The organism is Pseudomonas promysalinigenes (genome assembly GCF_014269025.2).
GTDB classification, from domain to species: Bacteria; Pseudomonadota; Gammaproteobacteria; order Pseudomonadales; family Pseudomonadaceae; genus Aquipseudomonas; species Aquipseudomonas promysalinigenes.
In genome coordinates, this window is record NZ_CP077094.1 from 3,535,045 (window position 1) to 3,551,740 (window position 16,696).

A 16,696-nucleotide genomic window follows, 5' to 3' on the forward strand; every position below is an offset into this window, starting at 1 on the left:
ATCGGCTGACAGCGGCGCGGCCAGTGCCAAGGGTGTCGCGCTCAGGCCTGTGCGGCCAGCACGCGTCGCTCCCATGGCGTGATTTCGTTGAAGAAGTCCGTAAGTTCAAGGGTCTTGCTCGCAACGTAGCCTTCGATGAACTCATTGCCGAACAGTTCCCGGGCCAACGCACTGCGCTTGAGGCGCTCCAGTGCTGCATGCAAGGTGCAAGGCAGACTCAAGTGCTCCGGCACCTGGAACTCGCCCTGGATCGCCGGGGTGGGCTGCAGGCGCTGTTCGATGCCATGCAGGCCCGCGGCCAAGCTGGCAGCGATGGCCAGGTAGGGGTTGGCGTCGGCGCCCGGCAAGCGGTTTTCCACCCGTCGCGCCACCGGGGCGCTGGCAGGGATGCGCAGGCCTGCAGCGCGGTTGTCCTCGGACCAGCAGGCATTGTTCGGCGAAGCATAAGGGTGGCACAAGCGCTGGTAGGAGTTGACGTTGGGCGCGAACAACGCGGTGAAGTCGGCCATGCACGCCTGCTGGCCACCGATGAAGTGGTAAAACGCCTCGGTCGCCTCGCCTTTCTGGTCGCTGAATACATTCCGCCCGCTGGCGATCTCCACCAGGCTCTGGTGAATATGCATGGAACTGCCCGGGGTATGTGCCAACGGTTTGGCCATGCACACCACAGTCAGCCCGTGCTTTAGGGCCACCTCTTTGAGCAGGTGCTTGAACAGGAAGGTCTGGTCGGCCAGCAGCAGCGGGTCGCCGTGCAGCAAGTTGATCTCGAACTGGCTCACGCCCATTTCATGCATGAAGGTGTCGCGTGGCAGGCCCAGGGCCGCCATGCATTGGTAGACCTCCTGGAAGAATGGGCGCAGGCCGTTGTTGGAGCTGACGCTGAACGCCGAATGCCCAAGCTCACGGCGGCCGTCCCTGCCAAGCGGGGGCTGGAAGGGCTGCAGCGGGTCGGCGTTGTGGGCAAAGACGAAGAACTCAAGCTCGGTCGCCACCACCGGTGCCAACCCCAGGGCTGCATAGCGGGCGATCACCGCTTTTAGCAGGCCCCGCGTGGACAGCCCAGAGGGCATGCCGTCAAGTTCGTTGGCATCACAGATAGCCAGCGCCAGGCCCTCTTCGCTCCATGGCAGGCGATGGATCTGTGCAGGCTCGGCCACCAACGCCAGGTCACCGTCGTCACTGCCGTAGAAACGCGCTGGAGGGTAACCCCCCATGATGCATTGCAAAAGCACACCCCGGGCCATCTGCAAGCGGCGGCCTTCGAGGAAGCCTTCGGCGGTCATCACTTTTCCACGGGGGACCCCGTTGAGGTCGGGGGTGACGCATTCGATCTGGTCAATGCCCTGGAGGATCTCGGCAGGCGAGCGGTGGGCGGCGGTGGTCATGACGCTTGTCCTTGTTGTTATGGGCTGGCCACAACATAGGCTAGGGGTGTTTAAAATATCAAGCACCCTCTCGCATAGACTGTGCCGGCCTATTCGCGCAAGGTCATGCCATTGGCAGGCAACGGTAAAGCGGTCTTGTAGCGCACCTGCTTGAGGGCAAAGCTTGAGCGGATGTTGGCCACCCCTGGCAAGCGCGTCAAATAATCGAGGAACCGTTCCAGGGCCTGGATACTCGGCAGCAGCACCCGCAGCAGGTAGTCCGGATCTCCCGTCATCAGGTAGCACTCCATCACCTCTGGCCGCTCGGCGATTTCTTCCTCGAAGCGGTGCAAGGCCTGCTCGACCTGTTTCTCCAGGCTGACATGGATGAACACGTTCACGTCCAGGCCCAGCACCTGGGGCGACAGCAAGGTGACCTGCTGGCGAATCACCCCCAGCTCCTCCATCGCCTTGACCCGGTTGAAACAGGGCGTCGGCGACAAGTTCACCGAGCGCGCCAGCTCGGCATTGGTGATGCGGGCGTTGTCCTGAAGGCTGTTGAGAATGCCGATATCGGTACGATCGAGCTTGCGCATGAGACAAATTCACCGGTTTTTTGTGCTTATGCGGAATGTTTATCTCCCCTGTCAGACAAAGGCAATCAACTTGAGAGAAAAATTCTTTCGCCCTGCCACTAAGATGTAAGTGACGCTGACCTGCCAGTCACAAGCCGGTAGTCAGCGGCGACCGCTTCAGAGCTCACAAAAACAACATCCGAGCGAGCGTAAAAAGCATGAACGAGTACGCCCCCCTGCGTTTGCATGTGCCCGAGCCCACCGGCCGGCCAGGCTGCCAGACAGATTTCTCCTACCTGCGCCTGAACGACGCAGGCAAAGTTCGTAAACCTCCAATCGATGTAGACGCCGCCGACACCGCCGACCTCTCCTATAGCCTGGTCCGCGTACTCGATGAGCACGGCGATGCCCAGGGCCCATGGGCCGATGACATCGACCCCCAGGTGCTGCGCCAAGGCATGCGTGCGATGCTCAAGACACGCATCTTCGACAGCCGCATGGTGGTTGCCCAGCGCCAGAAAAAGATGTCGTTCTACATGCAGAGCCTGGGCGAGGAAGCCATCGGCAGCGCCCAGGCGCTGGCGCTCAACCGCACCGACATGTGCTTCCCCACCTACCGCCAGCAAAGCATTCTGATGGCCCGCGACGTGTCCCTGGTGGACATGATCTGCCAGCTGCTGTCCAACGAGCGCGACCCGCTCAAGGGCCGCCAGCTTCCCATCATGTACTCGGTACGCGATGCTGGGTTCTTCACCATCAGCGGCAACCTGGCGACCCAGTTCGTGCAAGCAGTGGGCTGGGCCATGGCCTCGGCGATCAAGGGTGATACCAAGATCGCTTCGGCCTGGATCGGTGACGGCGCCACCGCCGAGTCGGATTTCCACACCGCCTTGACCTTCGCCCACGTTTACCGCGCCCCGGTGATCCTCAATGTGGTCAACAACCAATGGGCGATCTCCACCTTCCAGGCGATCGCGGGTGGTGAACAGACCACCTTCGCCGGCCGTGGTGTGGGTTGCGGCATCGCCTCGCTGCGGGTCGACGGTAATGACTTCGTCGCCGTCTACGCCGCCTCGCGCTGGGCCGCCGAACGCGCCCGCCGTGGCCTTGGCCCGTCGCTGATCGAGTGGGTGACCTACCGCGCCGGCCCGCACTCGACGTCCGACGACCCGTCCAAGTACCGCCCCGCCGATGACTGGAGCCACTTCCCACTGGGCGACCCGATCGCCCGCCTCAAGCAGCACCTGATCAAGACCGGTAACTGGTCCGAGGAAGAACATCAGGCCACCACCGCCGAGTTCGAAGCAGCAGTGATCGCGGCGCAGAAAGAGGCGGAACAGTACGGCACGCTTGCCAATGGCCACATTCCCAGCGCGGCGTCGATGTTCGAAGACGTCTACAAGGACATGCCTGAGCACCTACGCCGTCAGCGCCAGGAACTAGGGGTCTGAAATGAACGATCACAACAACAGCATCAACCCGGAAACCGCCATGGCCACCAGCACACTGACCATGATCCAGGCCTTGCGCTCGGCCATGGATGTCATGCTCGAACGCGACGACAATGTGGTGATATACGGCCAGGACGTCGGTTACTTTGGCGGGGTTTTCCGTTGTACCGAAGGCCTGCAGACCAAGTATGGCAAGTCGCGCGTGTTCGACGCGCCGATCTCGGAAAGCGGCATCGTCGGCACTGCCGTTGGCATGGGCGCTTATGGCTTGCGCCCGGTGGTGGAAATCCAGTTCGCCGACTACTTCTACCCGGCCTCCGACCAGATCGTCTCGGAAATGGCCCGCCTGCGTTACCGCTCGGCCGGCGAGTTCATCGCCCCGCTGACCTTGCGCATGCCCTGCGGTGGCGGCATCTACGGCGGCCAGACCCACAGCCAGAGCCCCGAAGCGATGTTCACCCAGGTCTGCGGCCTGCGCACGGTCATGCCGTCCAACCCGTACGACGCCAAAGGCTTGCTGATCGCTTCGATCGAATGCGACGACCCGGTGATCTTCCTGGAGCCCAAACGCCTGTACAACGGCCCGTTCGACGGCCATCACGACCGCCCTGTCACCCCCTGGTCGAAACACCCGCAGAGCGCTGTGCCCGACGGTTACTACAGCGTACCGCTGGACAAGGCGGCTATCACCCGTCCCGGCAACGACGTGACCGTGCTGACTTATGGCACTACGGTGTACGTGGCCCAGGTGGCTGCTGAGGAAACCGGTGTGGATGCTGAAGTCATCGACCTGCGCAGCTTGTGGCCGCTGGACCTGGAAACCATCGTCGCGTCGGTGAAAAAAACCGGCCGCTGTGTAGTGGTCCACGAGGCCACGCGTACCTGCGGCTTCGGCGCCGAACTGGTGTCGCTGGTGCAGGAGCACTGCTTCCACCACCTCGAAGCGCCGATCGAGCGTGTCACCGGTTGGGACACCCCCTACCCCCACGCACAGGAATGGGCGTACTTCCCAGGCCCATCGCGGGTGGGCGCGGCATTGAAACGGGTCATGGAGGTCTGAATGGGCACGCACGTCATCAAGATGCCGGACATTGGCGAAGGCATCGCGCAGGTCGAGTTGGTGGAATGGTTCGTCAAAGTCGGTGACATCATCGCTGAGGACCAGGTAGTGGCCGACGTCATGACCGACAAGGCCACGGTGGAAATCCCCTCGCCGGTCAGCGGCAAAGTATTGGCCTTGGGCGGCCAGCCGGGCGAAGTGATGGCGGTCGGCAGCGAGCTGATCCGCATCGAGGTCGAAGGCGGCGGCAACCATGTCGAGGTGCCGCAGGCCAACGTGGCGCAGGCTCCCAGTGCAACCGTTGCGCCCAAGCCTGAGCCACAGGCCATCCAACCCGTAGCCGCACATACCCCGGCGCAGCTTGCCCAAGCGCCGATCGTGCCGCGCCAGCCTGGCGACAAACCGCTGGCTTCGCCTGCCGTGCGCAAACGCGCACTGGATGCCGGCATCGAGTTGCGCTATGTGCATGGCAGCGGCCCGGCCGGGCGCATCCTGCACGAAGACCTCGACGCGTTCATGAGCAAGCCGCACAGCGCTGCCGGCCAGGCCCCGCAGGGCTATGCCAAGCGCACCGACAGTGAGCAGGTGCCGGTGATGGGCCTGCGCCGCAAGATCGCCCAGCGCATGCAGGATGCCAAGCGCCGGGTCGCGCATTTCAGTTACGTAGAAGAGATCGACGTCACCGCCGTGGAGGCCCTGCGCCAGCAGCTCAACGCCAAGCATGGCGACACGCGTGGCAAGCTGACGCTGCTGCCGTTTCTGGTACGCGCTCTGGTGGTAGCCCTGCGCGACTATCCGCAGATCAACGCCACATACGACGACGAAGCACAGGTCATCACCCGCCATGGCGCGGTGCATGTGGGCATCGCCACCCAGGGGGACAACGGTTTGATGGTCCCGGTGTTGCGCCACGCCGAAGCCGCCAGCCTGTGGGCCAACGCCAGCGAGATCGCACGCCTGGCCAACGCTGCGCGCAGCAACAAGGCCAGCCGTGAAGAGTTGACCGGTTCGACCATCACCCTGACCAGCCTCGGTGCCTTGGGCGGCATCGTCAGCACACCGGTGGTCAACACACCGGAAGTGGCGATCGTCGGCGTCAACCGTATCGTCGAACGGCCGGTGGTGATCGACGGCCAGATCGTCGTGCGCAAGATGATGAACCTGTCCAGCTCATTCGACCATCGGGTGGTCGATGGCATGGACGCCGCGCAGTTCATCCAGGCCGTGCGCGGCCTGCTCGAACAACCTGCCTGTCTGTTCCTGGAGTGAGCATGTCGCAGATCATCGATACTACCCTGCTGATCGTCGGCGGTGGCCCGGGAGGTTATGTAGCCGCTATCCGTGCCGGGCAACTGGGCATTCCTACGGTGCTGATCGAAGGCCAGGCCCTGGGCGGCACCTGCCTGAACATTGGCTGCATCCCGTCCAAGGCGCTGATCCATGTGGCCGAGCAATTCCATCAGACCGCACGTTTGGCCGGGCATTCGCCACTGGGCATCAGCGTCGACAACCTGCGCCTGGATATCGCCCAGAGCGTGGCCTGGAAGGATGGCATCGTCGACCGCCTGACCACAGGCGTGGCTGCCTTGCTGAAGAAACATGGCGTGAAGGTGATTCACGGCTGGGCCAAGATCCTCGATGGCAAGCAGGTCGAGGTCGACGGCCAGCGTATACAGTGCGAACACCTGCTGCTGGCCACTGGCTCCACCAGCGTCGAACTGCCAATGCTCCCCTTGGGTGGGCCGATCATTTCATCCACCCAAGCCCTGGCGCCCTCAACGCTACCCAAGCATCTGGTGGTGGTGGGTGGCGGGTACATCGGCCTGGAACTGGGCATCGCCTATCGCAAGCTTGGCGCACAGGTGAGCGTCGTGGAGGCGCGCGAACGCATTCTGCCGACCTATGACAGCGAGCTGACCGCCCCCGTAGCGCAGGCTCTGAAGACTTTGGGCATCAGCCTGTACCTGGGCCACAGCGTAGAGGGCTATGAAGACGGCTGCCTGCTGGCCAGCGATGGCCAGGGCGGGCAACTGCGCCTTGAGGCCGACCGGGTGCTGGTGGCAGTAGGCCGTCGGCCACACACCCAAGGGTTCAACCTGCAATGCCTGGACCTGAAGATGAACGGCGCTGCGATCGCCATCGATGCGCGCTGCCAGACCAGCATGCGCAACGTCTGGGCCATTGGTGACGTGGCCGGTGAGCCGATGCTTGCCCACCGTGCCATGGCGCAGGGCGAGATGGTTGCCGAAATCATCGCTGGCAAAGCGCGACGGTTCGAACCTGCAGCCATCGCCGCGGTGTGCTTTACCGACCCGGAAGTGGTGGTGGTGGGCCACACGCCCGAGCAAGCCAGCCAGCTTGGGCTCGACTGCATCGTCGCGCAATTCCCGTTCGCCGCCAACGGCAGGGCCATGACGCTGGAATCGACCAGCGGTTTCGTGCGCGTGGTGGCACGCCGTGACAATCACCTGATCGTCGGTTGGCAGGCGGTGGGGGTGGGCGTGTCCGAGCTCAGTACTGCATTCGCGCAGTCGCTGGAGATGGGCGCAAGGCTGGAGGATGTAGCCGGGACCATCCATGCCCACCCGACCCTGGGCGAGGCGGTGCAGGAAGCGGCGCTGCGTGCGCTGGGCCACGCACTGCATATCTGACACTGGAGCGGCCAAGGCCGATTTGACCCGCTCGCCCTGGCGCTGCGGGTCTTTTTTATCCGCTAACGCCTGCGTGCCCTCGCGCAGACCGATCGTTTCGAAAAAGCCATTGTGACAATGCGCTGCGCCCTTTACTTTGTGCAGCCCCGATGAGCGTCAAGGAATACCCCATGTCACACCCAGGCGCGATGCCCGCCTTCAGCGAAGGTGCCCGCGCGGTCCTGCCATTGATGACCGGCATGCTGCCCTTTGGCTTGATCACCGGAGTGACGGCCATAGGTATCGGTATGTCGCCTGCCGATGCCATGGGCATGACTTTGCTGTTCTATTCCGGGTCTGCGCAGATGGTGGTGCTACAACTGATGCACAGCGGTGCGCTGCCGCTGACCATGGTGGTGACCGCACTGGTGATCAACCTGCGCTTTGTGATGTACAGCGCAGCCCTGGCGCCCCATCTCAGCAACCTGCCGCGGCGCAAGACTTGGCCGTTGGCATTCGTGCTCTCCGATCAGGCTTTTGCACTGTGCAGCCTGAAGTTCGGCGCCGGCCCGGTGGGCCGATCTGCCTTCGCGTACTACATGGGAACAGCCCTGCCGATGTGGGTCGGCTGGAACCTGGCTGTGCTGGCCGGTGTGTACTTGGGTGCCGGCATCCCGCAATCCTGGTCGCTGGGCTTTGCCATTCCCTTGTCGTTCCTGGCCCTGCTGGTGCCGAGCATCCGTAACCCGGCAATGTTGGGCGCAGCGGTGGCGGGCGGTGCGCTGGCGGTTCTGGCACATGACCTACCCTACAACCTGGGTTTGCTGGCCGCGTCGCTGGGCGGGGTGATCAGCGGCTTGACCATCGAGCACCTTCGCAAAGACGCAAACAAGGCAGCGCAGACGCCATGACCGAGCTATCCCCCTGGGTCACCTTCGCCCTGATCGGCCTGGGCACCTTCGCGATACGGCTGTCGTTCATCGAATTCTATGGTGCACTGCGCATTCCACCGGTTTTGCGCCGCGCGCTGGTGTACGTGCCAGCCAGCGTACTGGCCGCCTTGGTACTGCCGGCGGTGGTGTTCCAGGCCGGGCAGCCTGGCATCGACATAGGCAACCCGCAGCTACCTGCGGCGATCGTCGCCGCGCTGGTCGCCTGGCGCACACGCAGCACGCTGCTGACCCTGGGGGTTGGCATGGGTGTGCTGTGGGGGCTGCAGTACTGGGGCTATTAAGCTCTGCGCGAGTATCCTCGAGAGCTGTCGAACGCCTTTGCACAGCCGCGCAGCGCTCAACCGCAAGCCTTTCACCGCTTCTACCCCAGGGCACAATCCGTATAATCGCGTCTTTTTGTAAGCCTAAGACGTAATTCAATGAAGAAACTGCTCTGCGCCGTCGCACTTGCCTTCGCCGCCCTACCCGCCGCCTTCGCCAGCCCACCCGCCACCTTCACCGAAGCCAAGGTGGTCGCGAAACAGAAGATCTACCTTGACCAAAGCAACAGCGCCACCGGCGACTTGTACTGTGGCTGCAAGTGGACCTGGGTAGGCAAGTCAGGCGGGCGCATCGATTTGAAATCCTGCGGCTATGAAACCCGCAAGCAGCAGACCCGCGCCGAGCGTACCGAATGGGAGCATATCGTCCCGGCCTGGACCTTCGGCCACCAGCGCCAATGCTGGCAGAACGGCGGGCGCGAGCATTGTGTCGACAGCGACCCAACCTTCCGCGCGATGGAGGCCGATCTGTTCAACCTCTACCCATCGGTGGGCGAAGTGAATGGTGACCGCAGCAATTTCAACTACGGCATGGTGTCTGGGGTTGCGCCGCAGTATGGCCAATGCACCACCAAGATCGACTTCCAACAGAAAACCGCCGAGCCACGCGACGAGGTCAAAGGCTTGGTAGCGCGCACCACGTTCTATATGTTCGATCGCTACAAGCTCAGCATGTCGCGCCAGCAGCAACAGGTGTTAATGGCCTGGGACAAGCAGCACCCGGTAACGGCCTGGGAAAAGCAGCGGGATCAGCGCATTGCCGCGATCATGGGCCACAGCAACCCGTTCGTGACCGGTGAGCGCAAGTGGGCGCTGGGTTACACGCCACAAGGTGCTGGCGTTGCCTCGGCACCGGCTGCCAAACCGGCGCCGGCCGAGCCGACACTGGCCAATGCACTAAGCGCTGGCGCGGTGCTGGGTAACCGCAATAGCCATGTCTATCACCTGGCCACTGGCTGCCCAGGTTACAGCCAGGTGTCGCAGAAGAACCAAGTGGCGTTTGGCAGCGAAGCCCAAGCGCAAGCGGCAGGGTATCGCAAGGCGGGTAATTGCAGATAAGCGGCTTGCAGGTCGGCTGGAGCCCAGGCCACCGCTGGGCGCGATACCCGTCGCGCTAGAGGCCTCGTTCAGACCTTGCCCGGCAGTTTGATATGCCGGGCATACCAAGGCCTGCGCGGGGTGCGCCGCAGCAAGGGGTCCACGTCCCGCTCACCGCTGAAGGCAATGCGCAGCGCAAGCTTCATGGCTTCGACTTCCATCTCCCCCGCCCCGCCTCCAGCATCGGAAATGCCACCGCAGCCATGGGTGATCGGCCCGAGCCATGGGTCACCGACCTGCACCCACCGCCCCGGTGCGAACCAGGACACACCGTTGACCTGCCGGCGCTGCACTTCACCCGGATGGGCGCGCTCGTGGGCCCGGTACCAGTCTTCGATGCGATCGTCGATCCAGCCATGAAAGCGCCAGAACACTGGGTTCACGTGGGACGAAAACGGGTCGCCCAGGAAGTCGTTTTCCTCACGGAACCAGCGCGCAGCGTAATCGGTCTGGTCGCGGTCACCCATCACCGGGGCGCCGTTGGAGGGGTCGCGGGTGACGGTGGCCCAGCGCATGTGCAACCAGTCATGAATGTTCAGTTCCACCTGTGAGCCGAATTCCCCCAGGGTCAGGCGGCTGAGGTAGTCCGGGTCCTGATACTGCGACTCCCACACCTGAAAGTTACTGAAGAAAGTCTGTGCCGCCTTGATGCCATGCAACCACTGGCTGAGTTCTTCATCATCAGCCGCCACCCAGGCCGGTGGCACCGAGTTGCCATCGTGGTTCTCCTGATAGCGGATGAACCCCACGCGGTCGTACTCCAGCTGCGGTGACGGCAGTGGCAATTGCGTCCAGTTCGGCAGGCCAGGCTGCAGGCCGCGTGCATGCCCCAGCATGTGCCGGTGCATGAACAGAAAATCTTCGCCGGACCCATTGAGGTGCTTGCGCCGGCCCCGAGCGCTGCGTTCCGCGTCACGCGGGCCTGGTTGCCAGCCAGCGCCTCGCAGGGCATCGCGCTTGGCCTCGGGCAAGCGGTGCCATTTGTCCCGAGTGGCATGCCATACCTGATGGAACAGGCGGTGCTCCGGGGAGTTCAGCCAGGCCATGAGCGTGGGTGCCAACGGCGTGACCTGGCGTGCTTCGGGGAAGGCGCGTTTGCTGGCAACGAACTGGTTGTCAGGCTCAGGGCTCAGCAGTGGCCGATCGATGCGCCGGATGCGGCCGGTCAGGGTGCCTGCGCCCGCATTGCCCCATGAGGCCCATACCTCATCGAGGGTCGCCTCCAGCTCATGGCTAGGTGCTGACGCCCCCGCCGGCACCAGGCGCCAGCGCACGTTGCCCGCATCGGCAGCAACCAGCTCGCCCAGCACTCGGTAGCGAGGCTGTTCGTTGCCGCGCAGTTGCTGTGCGACATCGACAAAGCCGCGCAGCGCGCGGCCCGTCGGCCCGACATCGAGCAGGAGTTGCAGGCCCTGCAGCGGCAAGCCCTCAAGCCCAGCATCGGCACCAGTCAAGCGCAGGTCCCAGATACCGCGCAGTTTGTCGGCGATGCGCATGCCGGGCTCGCTGGCTGCTTCGACAATGGCCTCGCCCGCTGTCTGCACTTCATCCTTGCCCAGCGGCTCGTCGTTGTCCTGGGGCTGGCGCGCATACCACGCAGCCGAGCCCGCCGCCCCCGCAACCGCTAGCCCCACCATGAACCCACGCCTGGAAAACCTCATCGCCACATCCGTACCCGTGTCAGCCACGCCTATCGAGCTAGAACGAGACGCCGCGCGGCAAATTTAACGCCGGCGCGCTGCTAAATTTCCGGCTGCCGGCCTCGTCCCTCCGTGACAGGCAAGCCCGGTAAGCGCGGCTGCCGTATCGACCCTGGCAACCAACGGGATGGCAATGAATACGACACGCTTGCGCAAGGCCCCCTACCTCGCAGCCCTGGCCCTGATCCTCGCAGCCGCAGGCGCCGCAGCCTGGTATTTCTTCATCTACCTGCCCGCCGGTTACCCGCGCGAGGTGATCAAACACGCCGAGCAACTGCAAGAGCGCATCCTTTCTTTCGACAGCCACATCACCGTACCGCTGGATTTTGGCACCGAAGGCAAAGAGGCCGACAAGGATGGCAGCGGCCAGTTCGACCTGGTCAAGGCTGGGCGGGGGCGTTTGTCAGGCGCTGCGCTGACGATCTTTGGCTGGCCGGAAATCTGGAACGGCGACAACGCGCCCCATCGCCCCACCGCGGCCTTTGTCGATGAAGCGCGCCTGCAGCAGGAAATGCGCTACAAGATCCTTACCGGCATGGTCCGCGATTACCCCAACCAGGTTGCCATCGCCTATACCCCCGCCGATTTTCGCCGCCTGCATGGCGAGGGCAAATTTGCCATCTTCCTCAGCATGCTCAACGCCTATCCCCTGGGGCACGACCTCGATGCCCTGGACACCTGGGCTGCGCGCGGCATGCGCATGTTCGGTTTCAGCTACGTGGGCAACAATGACTGGGCCGACTCCTCGCGCCCGCTGCCGTTTCTCAACGACACCCCTGACGCCCTGGGCGGCCTATCGCCGCTGGGTGAGCAAGCGGTGGCTCGGCTCAACGACCTTGGCGTGATCATCGATGTCTCGCAGATGTCGACCCTGGCCCTGGAAGACGTGGCCCGCCTGAGCCGTGCGCCGATGGTCGCCTCCCACTCGGCACCGCGAGCGCTGGTAGATATCCCGCGCAACTTGAGCGACCACGAACTGCAAGCGATCAAACGCAGCGGCGGTGTGGTTCAGGTGGTGGGTTTTCCCGCCTACCTCAAGCCCCTGAGCCAAGGCACCTTGGACAAACTCAACGCGCTGCGCAAACGCTTCCACCTGCAGCCCTTGACGGGCCTTGCCAATGCCTTGATGCCGGGCGATGCGATCATTGCCATCTGGCCGGAAAAGCGGTTCGGTGAGTACGCCAGCGCGCTGTACGCCATCCTCGACGAAGAGCCCCGCGCCACGGTCAAGGACCTGGTCGACGCCATCGACTATACCGTGCGCAAAATCGGCATCGACCATGTTGGCATCGCCTCGGACTTCAACGATGGCGGCGGCGTCACGGGGTGGATGAACGTCGGTGAATCGCGCAACGTCACCGCCGAGCTGATTCAGCGCGGGTACTCTGACGCGGACATCGCCAAGCTGTGGGGCGGCAATTTCCTGCGCGTGTGGGACACCGTGCAAAGCTTGGCCAAACCCAGTGCCATCAAACCAGCGGAGCGCGGCTGATGAACGCACGTCGGCGCTTTCTCAAACAGGCAGGCCTGCTGGCCGCCGCCCTACCGCTGACCGGCAATTTTGCCCAGACGGCGCTGGCCGTCACGCCGCTGGCAACGCCCGACCAGAACAAATGGCAAGCCCTGCGCCAGCAGTTCGACCTGGACCCGGCCTACCTGCACTTTTGCAATTTCCTGCTCGCCTCCCACCCGCGCGTGGTAACTGAGGCCATCGCCCGTTTTCGCACTCGATTGGATCAGAACCCCGGCGAAATGGTCGATTGGGACCGCGAAGAACTGTGGGGCTACGAAAACCAGGTGCGTGCCTGGGCTGGGCGTTACTTCGCCGTACAGCCAGGCCAGGTGGCCCTGACAGGCAGCACCACCGAGGGCTTGTCGATGATCTATGGCGGCCTGCAGGTGGCGCCGGGCAAGGAGATCCTGGTCAGCGCCCATGAGCACTATTCGACCAACACTCGGCTGGATTACCGCGAACGGCTTATGGGTACCAAGGTGCGCCGGGTGGCGCTGTTCAAGGACCCGCACCAGGTTTCGGTGGACGAAATACTCGGCAATATCCGCCAGGCCATCCGCCCCGAAACCCGTGTGCTGGGCATGACCTGGGTGCAGTCTGGCAGCGGCGTGAAGCTGCCGATCCGCGAGGTCGGTGAACTGGTGAACCAGCTCAACCAGCAACGCGACGAGCAGGACCGAATCATCTACGTGGTGGATGGCGTACACGGGTTCGGCATCGAGGACGTAACCTTCGCTGACTTCAACTGCGACTACTTCATCGCCGGCACCCACAAGTGGTTGTTCGGCCCACGCGGTACCGGCGTGATCATCGCTCGCCACGCCAAGCCACAGCCTTACCTGGTGCCGAGCCTGCCGACGTTCACCAAAGGTGAAAACTTCGGCACCTTGATGACCCCTGGCGGTTACCACGCCTTCGATCATCGCCTGGCCCTGGGCAAAGCGTTCGAGCTGCACCTGCAACTGGGCAAGGCCGATGTCCAGGCTCGCGTGCATCAACTCAATGACTACCTCAAGCAGCGGCTGGCCGAGCACCCCAAGGTGCAGCTGGTCACCCCTCGCAGCAGCCAGCTTTCCGCAGGGTTCACCTTCTTTCGCGTCGAAGGCCGCGACTGCGACGCCGTCGCCCGCCACCTGATGGCCAACAAGGTCATCAGTGATGCCGTCGACCGTGACGTGGGCCCAGTGGTGCGCCTGGCCCCAAGCCTGCTCAACGACGAAGCCGAGATCGACCGGTTGATGGCGATCCTCGCGCCACAACTCACCTGACATTGTTGCCTTTAAAGAGAACCCTATGGCTATGTTCAAACCCTTGGCCCTGATGGCCGCCCTGTTCGCCAGCGCCCCGGCCTTGGCCGCCGACGCGCCCAAACCCGGCAAGATTTTCAAGGACTGCAAGGATTGCCCGGAGATGGTGGTGCTGCCCGCCGGCAGCTTCACCATGGGCGTGCCGGATGATGAAGTGGGCCGCCAGCCCGACGAAGGCCCGATGCACACCGTGACCTTCGCCAAGCCCTTTGCGGTCAGCCGCTTCCAGGTCCAGGCCAAGCAGATGCAAGCCTGGCAACGCGAAGCCAAGGTCACCCTGCCCGACGGCGACGACCGCCCAGGCCGGCGCTGCACCAATGGCAAGCCTAGCTACCCGCAAGGCCCGGACCAACCGGCGGTATGCATCAGCTATGACGAGGTCAAGGCCTACGTTGCCTGGCTGTCCAAGAAAACCGGCAAGCACTACCGCATGCTCAGCGAGGCCGAACGTGAATATGGCGCCCGTGCAGGCTCCAGCGGCCCATTCCCGTTCCCGTTCGACGAAGGCAAGCAATACAGCATCGCCAAACACGCCAACACCTACGGCGCCGCCGACGGCTTTAACTACACCTCGCCTGCCGGCAGCTTCCCGGCTAACGCCTTCGGCCTCTACGACATGCACGGCAACGTCTACGAATGGGTAGCCGACTGCATGCACGACAGCTACGTAGGCGCGCCCAGCGATGGCAGCGCGTGGATGGAAGCAAGCTGCGAGTACAACCACATCCGCGGCAACGACTACAGTGAAGCGCCGGTGTTTTCCCGCTCGGGTAACCGCAACTACCGCGAACCCTATGTACGCGGCGACTGGTTGGGGTTTCGGGTAGCTCGAGAGCTGTAACCCGCGCGGTCATCCAGACGACCCAGGCTCGATAGCCTGGGCTTGCTAAATAAGAACCCTTCTCGAACGTCTTCCTCACAGGGCAATGGCCCGCACGGCGCCTGCCTGACGCAGCGCCCAAAGCGCTCGCGCGCATCCACCAGGAACCCACAATGAACCGATCGTCCCCTGGCGCACTTCGCGAACTCCTCGGCTTGCTCAAACCCTACCGCCTGATTGTCGCCGCTGCCATCGGCCTTGGTATCGTGGGCGGCCTCTGCATTACCGTGCTGCTGGCCAACATCAACAACCTCTTGCATACCCCTGGCGCACTGAGCTGGGGCGTGGTGCTGGCGTTCGCGGGCATTTGCCTGGTGGCGCTGGGCGCCTCCATCGCTTCGGACATCGGCACCAACTATGTCGGCCAGCACGTGATCGCGAGCTTGCGCCGTGACCTGGGCGAAAAAGTGCTCAGTGCGCCGATCGAGCAGATCGAGCGCTACCGCAGCCACCGCCTGATACCGGTGCTGACCCATGACGTTGACACCATCAGTGACTTCGCCTTCGCGTTCGCCCCGCTGGCCATCTCGCTGTCGGTGACCCTGGGCTGCCTGGGGTATCTGGCGCACTTATCCTGGCCTATGTTTCTGATCGCCGCGCTTGCGGTGCTGATAGGTACAGGCGTGCAATACATCGCACGCATACGTGGCATCCGGGGGTTCAATGCGGCGCGTGAAGCTGAAGACGAATTGCAGAAGCATTACGACGGTGTAGCTTCTGGTGCCAAGGAACTGCGCATCAGCCGCCCGCGTCGCCAGCGTATGTTCAACGACCGCATCAGCCGTACGGCGAACTACATCCGCGACACTCACGTGCGCTCGATCAACATTTTCGTCATCGCCAAAAGCCTTGGCTCGATGCTGTTCTTTGTGGTGATCGGCCTGGTGCTGGCCCTGCAACAGGCGCAACTGGTCAGCGACCCCAAGGTGACCAGCGGCTTCGTGCTGGTGTTGCTGTACATGAAAGGGCCACTTGAGCACTTGGTCTCGACCCTGCCCATCGTCAGCCGCGCGCAGATTGCCTTGCGTCGCATTGCCGAGCTGTCGCAGCAGTTTTCCTCGCCCGAACCGCACCTGCTGCTCGATGCCCCTGATGTGCCTGACCGGGAAATCCAAAGCCTGGAGCTGCGCAATGTGCGCTTTGCCTTCCCGCCAGTAGAAGGTGCTGCGCCCTTCGCCCTTGGGCCGATCAACCTGCGAATAGAACAGGGCGACATCCTGTTCATCGTCGGCGAGAACGGCTGCGGCAAGACCACCCTGATCAAGCTGCTGCTGGGCCTGTACGCGCCCCATGAAGGCGAGATAGTACTGGACGGCCAGAGCGTTACCGCCAGCAACCGCGACGACTACCGCCAGCTGTTCACCACCGTGTTTGCCGACTATTACCTGTTCGATGACCTGCTGCAGGACGGCCAGGCGTTGCCCGAGGACGCCGGCAACTATTTACAACGACTGGAAATCGCCCACAAGGTGCAGATCCGCGACGGGGCCTTCACCACCACGGATTTGTCCACCGGGCAACGCAAACGCTTGGCGCTGATCAACGCTTGGCTGGAGCGGCGCCCTGTGCTGGTGTTCGACGAATGGGCGGCCGACCAGGACCCGACATTCCGGCGCATCTTCTATACCGAGCTGCTGCCGGGGCTCAAGCGTATGGGCAAGACCATCATCGTCATCAGCCATGACGATCGCTACTTCGATGTGGCCGACCACCTGCTGCGCCTGCGCAACGGCAAGCGCGTGGAAGAAGAAATCACAGAATTTTCACATTGAGCTTTCCGGTTCTGGGGCATCCGAACGTTACATAAATGCAAATAACTCTCATAAGTAATCTATCTGCTAACAC

At 63.2% G+C, this 16,696-nt stretch carries 14 protein-coding genes; 11 read left to right on the forward strand and 3 right to left on the reverse strand.

Annotated features, from left to right (window positions below; genetic code table 11):
* Positions 1-41: 41 nt before the first annotated feature.
* Together HU725_RS16155 and bkdR are read right to left on the reverse strand one after the other, a co-directional pair.
* Positions 42-1,283 (reverse strand): glutamine synthetase family protein, encoded by a 1,242-nt coding sequence (locus HU725_RS16155; RefSeq protein WP_186478829.1) that lies wholly within the window; start codon positions 1,281-1,283, stop codon positions 42-44.
* Between the two features lie 191 nt (positions 1,284-1,474).
* Positions 1,475-1,960 carry a Bkd operon transcriptional regulator BkdR gene (gene bkdR / locus HU725_RS16160; RefSeq protein ID WP_060476959.1) on the reverse strand — a complete coding sequence of 162 codons (486 nt, stop codon included), beginning with the start codon at positions 1,958-1,960 and terminating at the stop codon, positions 1,475-1,477.
* A 197-nt stretch (positions 1,961-2,157) separates the two neighbouring features.
* On the opposite strand from bkdR, the gene HU725_RS16165 reads away from it, so the two are divergent.
* The 7 genes from HU725_RS16165 to HU725_RS16195 all read left to right on the forward strand — a co-directional run bounded on the left by HU725_RS16165 (position 2,158) and on the right by HU725_RS16195 (position 9,412).
* Positions 2,158-3,390: a 3-methyl-2-oxobutanoate dehydrogenase (2-methylpropanoyl-transferring) subunit alpha gene (locus HU725_RS16165; RefSeq protein WP_186478789.1), complete on the forward strand. Its 1,233-nt coding sequence runs from the start codon at positions 2,158-2,160 to the stop codon at positions 3,388-3,390.
* 1 nt (position 3,391) lies between these two features.
* On the forward strand, positions 3,392-4,450 hold the full coding sequence (locus HU725_RS16170; protein ID WP_060476961.1) for an alpha-ketoacid dehydrogenase subunit beta: 1,059 nt from the start codon (positions 3,392-3,394) through the stop codon (positions 4,448-4,450).
* The gene (locus tag HU725_RS16175; RefSeq protein WP_186478788.1) at positions 4,451-5,719 is read left to right on the forward strand and encodes a dihydrolipoamide acetyltransferase family protein; all 1,269 of its coding nucleotides are present in this window, start codon (positions 4,451-4,453) and stop codon (positions 5,717-5,719) included.
* A gap of 2 nt (positions 5,720-5,721) precedes the next feature.
* Complete coding sequence (lpdA, locus tag HU725_RS16180; protein WP_060476963.1) at positions 5,722-7,101, forward strand: dihydrolipoyl dehydrogenase; 1,380 nt, start codon at positions 5,722-5,724, stop codon at positions 7,099-7,101.
* A 170-nt stretch (positions 7,102-7,271) separates the two neighbouring features.
* The gene (locus tag HU725_RS16185; RefSeq protein ID WP_186478787.1) at positions 7,272-7,991 is read left to right on the forward strand and encodes an AzlC family ABC transporter permease; all 720 of its coding nucleotides are present in this window, start codon (positions 7,272-7,274) and stop codon (positions 7,989-7,991) included.
* The gene (locus HU725_RS16190; RefSeq protein WP_186478786.1) at positions 7,988-8,314 is read left to right on the forward strand and encodes an AzlD domain-containing protein; all 327 of its coding nucleotides are present in this window, start codon (positions 7,988-7,990) and stop codon (positions 8,312-8,314) included. The genes HU725_RS16185 and HU725_RS16190 overlap by 4 nt, the downstream gene beginning before the upstream one ends.
* 138 nt (positions 8,315-8,452) lie before the next feature.
* Positions 8,453-9,412 carry an endonuclease gene (locus HU725_RS16195; protein WP_186478785.1) on the forward strand — a complete coding sequence of 320 codons (960 nt, stop codon included), beginning with the start codon at positions 8,453-8,455 and terminating at the stop codon, positions 9,410-9,412.
* A gap of 68 nt (positions 9,413-9,480) precedes the next feature.
* Here HU725_RS16195 and pvdP read toward each other — a convergent pair whose 3' ends face one another.
* A complete protein-coding gene (pvdP, locus tag HU725_RS16200) occupies positions 9,481-11,112 on the reverse strand; it encodes a pyoverdine maturation tyrosinase PvdP (RefSeq protein WP_186478784.1) in 1,632 nt (543 codons plus the stop codon).
* A gap of 172 nt (positions 11,113-11,284) precedes the next feature.
* On the opposite strand from pvdP, the gene pvdM reads away from it, so the two are divergent.
* The 4 genes from pvdM (at position 11,285) to HU725_RS16220 (ending at position 16,623) form a co-directional block, all read left to right on the forward strand.
* Positions 11,285-12,643 carry a pyoverdine-tailoring dipeptidase-like protein PvdM gene (gene pvdM / locus HU725_RS16205; RefSeq protein ID WP_186478783.1) on the forward strand — a complete coding sequence of 453 codons (1,359 nt, stop codon included), beginning with the start codon at positions 11,285-11,287 and terminating at the stop codon, positions 12,641-12,643.
* Positions 12,643-13,932, forward strand: coding sequence for a pyoverdine-tailoring periplasmic protein PvdN (gene pvdN / locus HU725_RS16210; protein WP_060476968.1), 1,290 nt, complete (start codon positions 12,643-12,645; stop codon positions 13,930-13,932). Before pvdM ends, pvdN begins: the two co-directional genes overlap by 1 nt.
* 25 nt (positions 13,933-13,957) lie before the next feature.
* Complete coding sequence (gene pvdO / locus HU725_RS16215) at positions 13,958-14,812, forward strand: dihydropyoverdine dehydrogenase (protein ID WP_186478782.1); 855 nt, start codon at positions 13,958-13,960, stop codon at positions 14,810-14,812.
* A gap of 152 nt (positions 14,813-14,964) precedes the next feature.
* The gene (locus HU725_RS16220; RefSeq protein ID WP_186478781.1) at positions 14,965-16,623 is read left to right on the forward strand and encodes a cyclic peptide export ABC transporter; all 1,659 of its coding nucleotides are present in this window, start codon (positions 14,965-14,967) and stop codon (positions 16,621-16,623) included.
* Positions 16,624-16,696: the final 73 nt, after the last annotated feature.

Excerpts from the sequence above, each read along its gene's own strand:
- HU725_RS16155 (WP_186478829.1), bottom strand. The coding sequence starts at position 1,283 with ATGACCGCCGAAGGCTTCCTCGAAGGCCGCCGCTTGCAGATGGCCCGG.
- bkdR (WP_060476959.1), bottom strand. The coding sequence starts at position 1,960 with ATGCGCAAGCTCGATCGTACCGATATCGGCATTCTCAACAGCCTTCAG.
- HU725_RS16165 (WP_186478789.1), top strand. The coding sequence starts at position 2,158 with ATGAACGAGTACGCCCCCCTGCGTTTGCATGTGCCCGAGCCCACCGGC.
- HU725_RS16170 (WP_060476961.1), top strand. The coding sequence starts at position 3,392 with ATGAACGATCACAACAACAGCATCAACCCGGAAACCGCCATGGCCACC.
- HU725_RS16175 (WP_186478788.1), top strand. The coding sequence starts at position 4,451 with ATGGGCACGCACGTCATCAAGATGCCGGACATTGGCGAAGGCATCGCG.
- lpdA (WP_060476963.1), top strand. The coding sequence starts at position 5,722 with ATGTCGCAGATCATCGATACTACCCTGCTGATCGTCGGCGGTGGCCCG.
- HU725_RS16185 (WP_186478787.1), top strand. The coding sequence starts at position 7,272 with ATGTCACACCCAGGCGCGATGCCCGCCTTCAGCGAAGGTGCCCGCGCG.
- HU725_RS16190 (WP_186478786.1), top strand. The coding sequence starts at position 7,988 with ATGACCGAGCTATCCCCCTGGGTCACCTTCGCCCTGATCGGCCTGGGC.
- HU725_RS16195 (WP_186478785.1), top strand. The coding sequence starts at position 8,453 with ATGAAGAAACTGCTCTGCGCCGTCGCACTTGCCTTCGCCGCCCTACCC.
- pvdP (WP_186478784.1), bottom strand. The coding sequence starts at position 11,112 with ATGAGGTTTTCCAGGCGTGGGTTCATGGTGGGGCTAGCGGTTGCGGGG.
- pvdM (WP_186478783.1), top strand. The coding sequence starts at position 11,285 with ATGAATACGACACGCTTGCGCAAGGCCCCCTACCTCGCAGCCCTGGCC.
- pvdN (WP_060476968.1), top strand. The coding sequence starts at position 12,643 with ATGAACGCACGTCGGCGCTTTCTCAAACAGGCAGGCCTGCTGGCCGCC.
- pvdO (WP_186478782.1), top strand. The coding sequence starts at position 13,958 with ATGGCTATGTTCAAACCCTTGGCCCTGATGGCCGCCCTGTTCGCCAGC.
- HU725_RS16220 (WP_186478781.1), top strand. The coding sequence starts at position 14,965 with ATGAACCGATCGTCCCCTGGCGCACTTCGCGAACTCCTCGGCTTGCTC.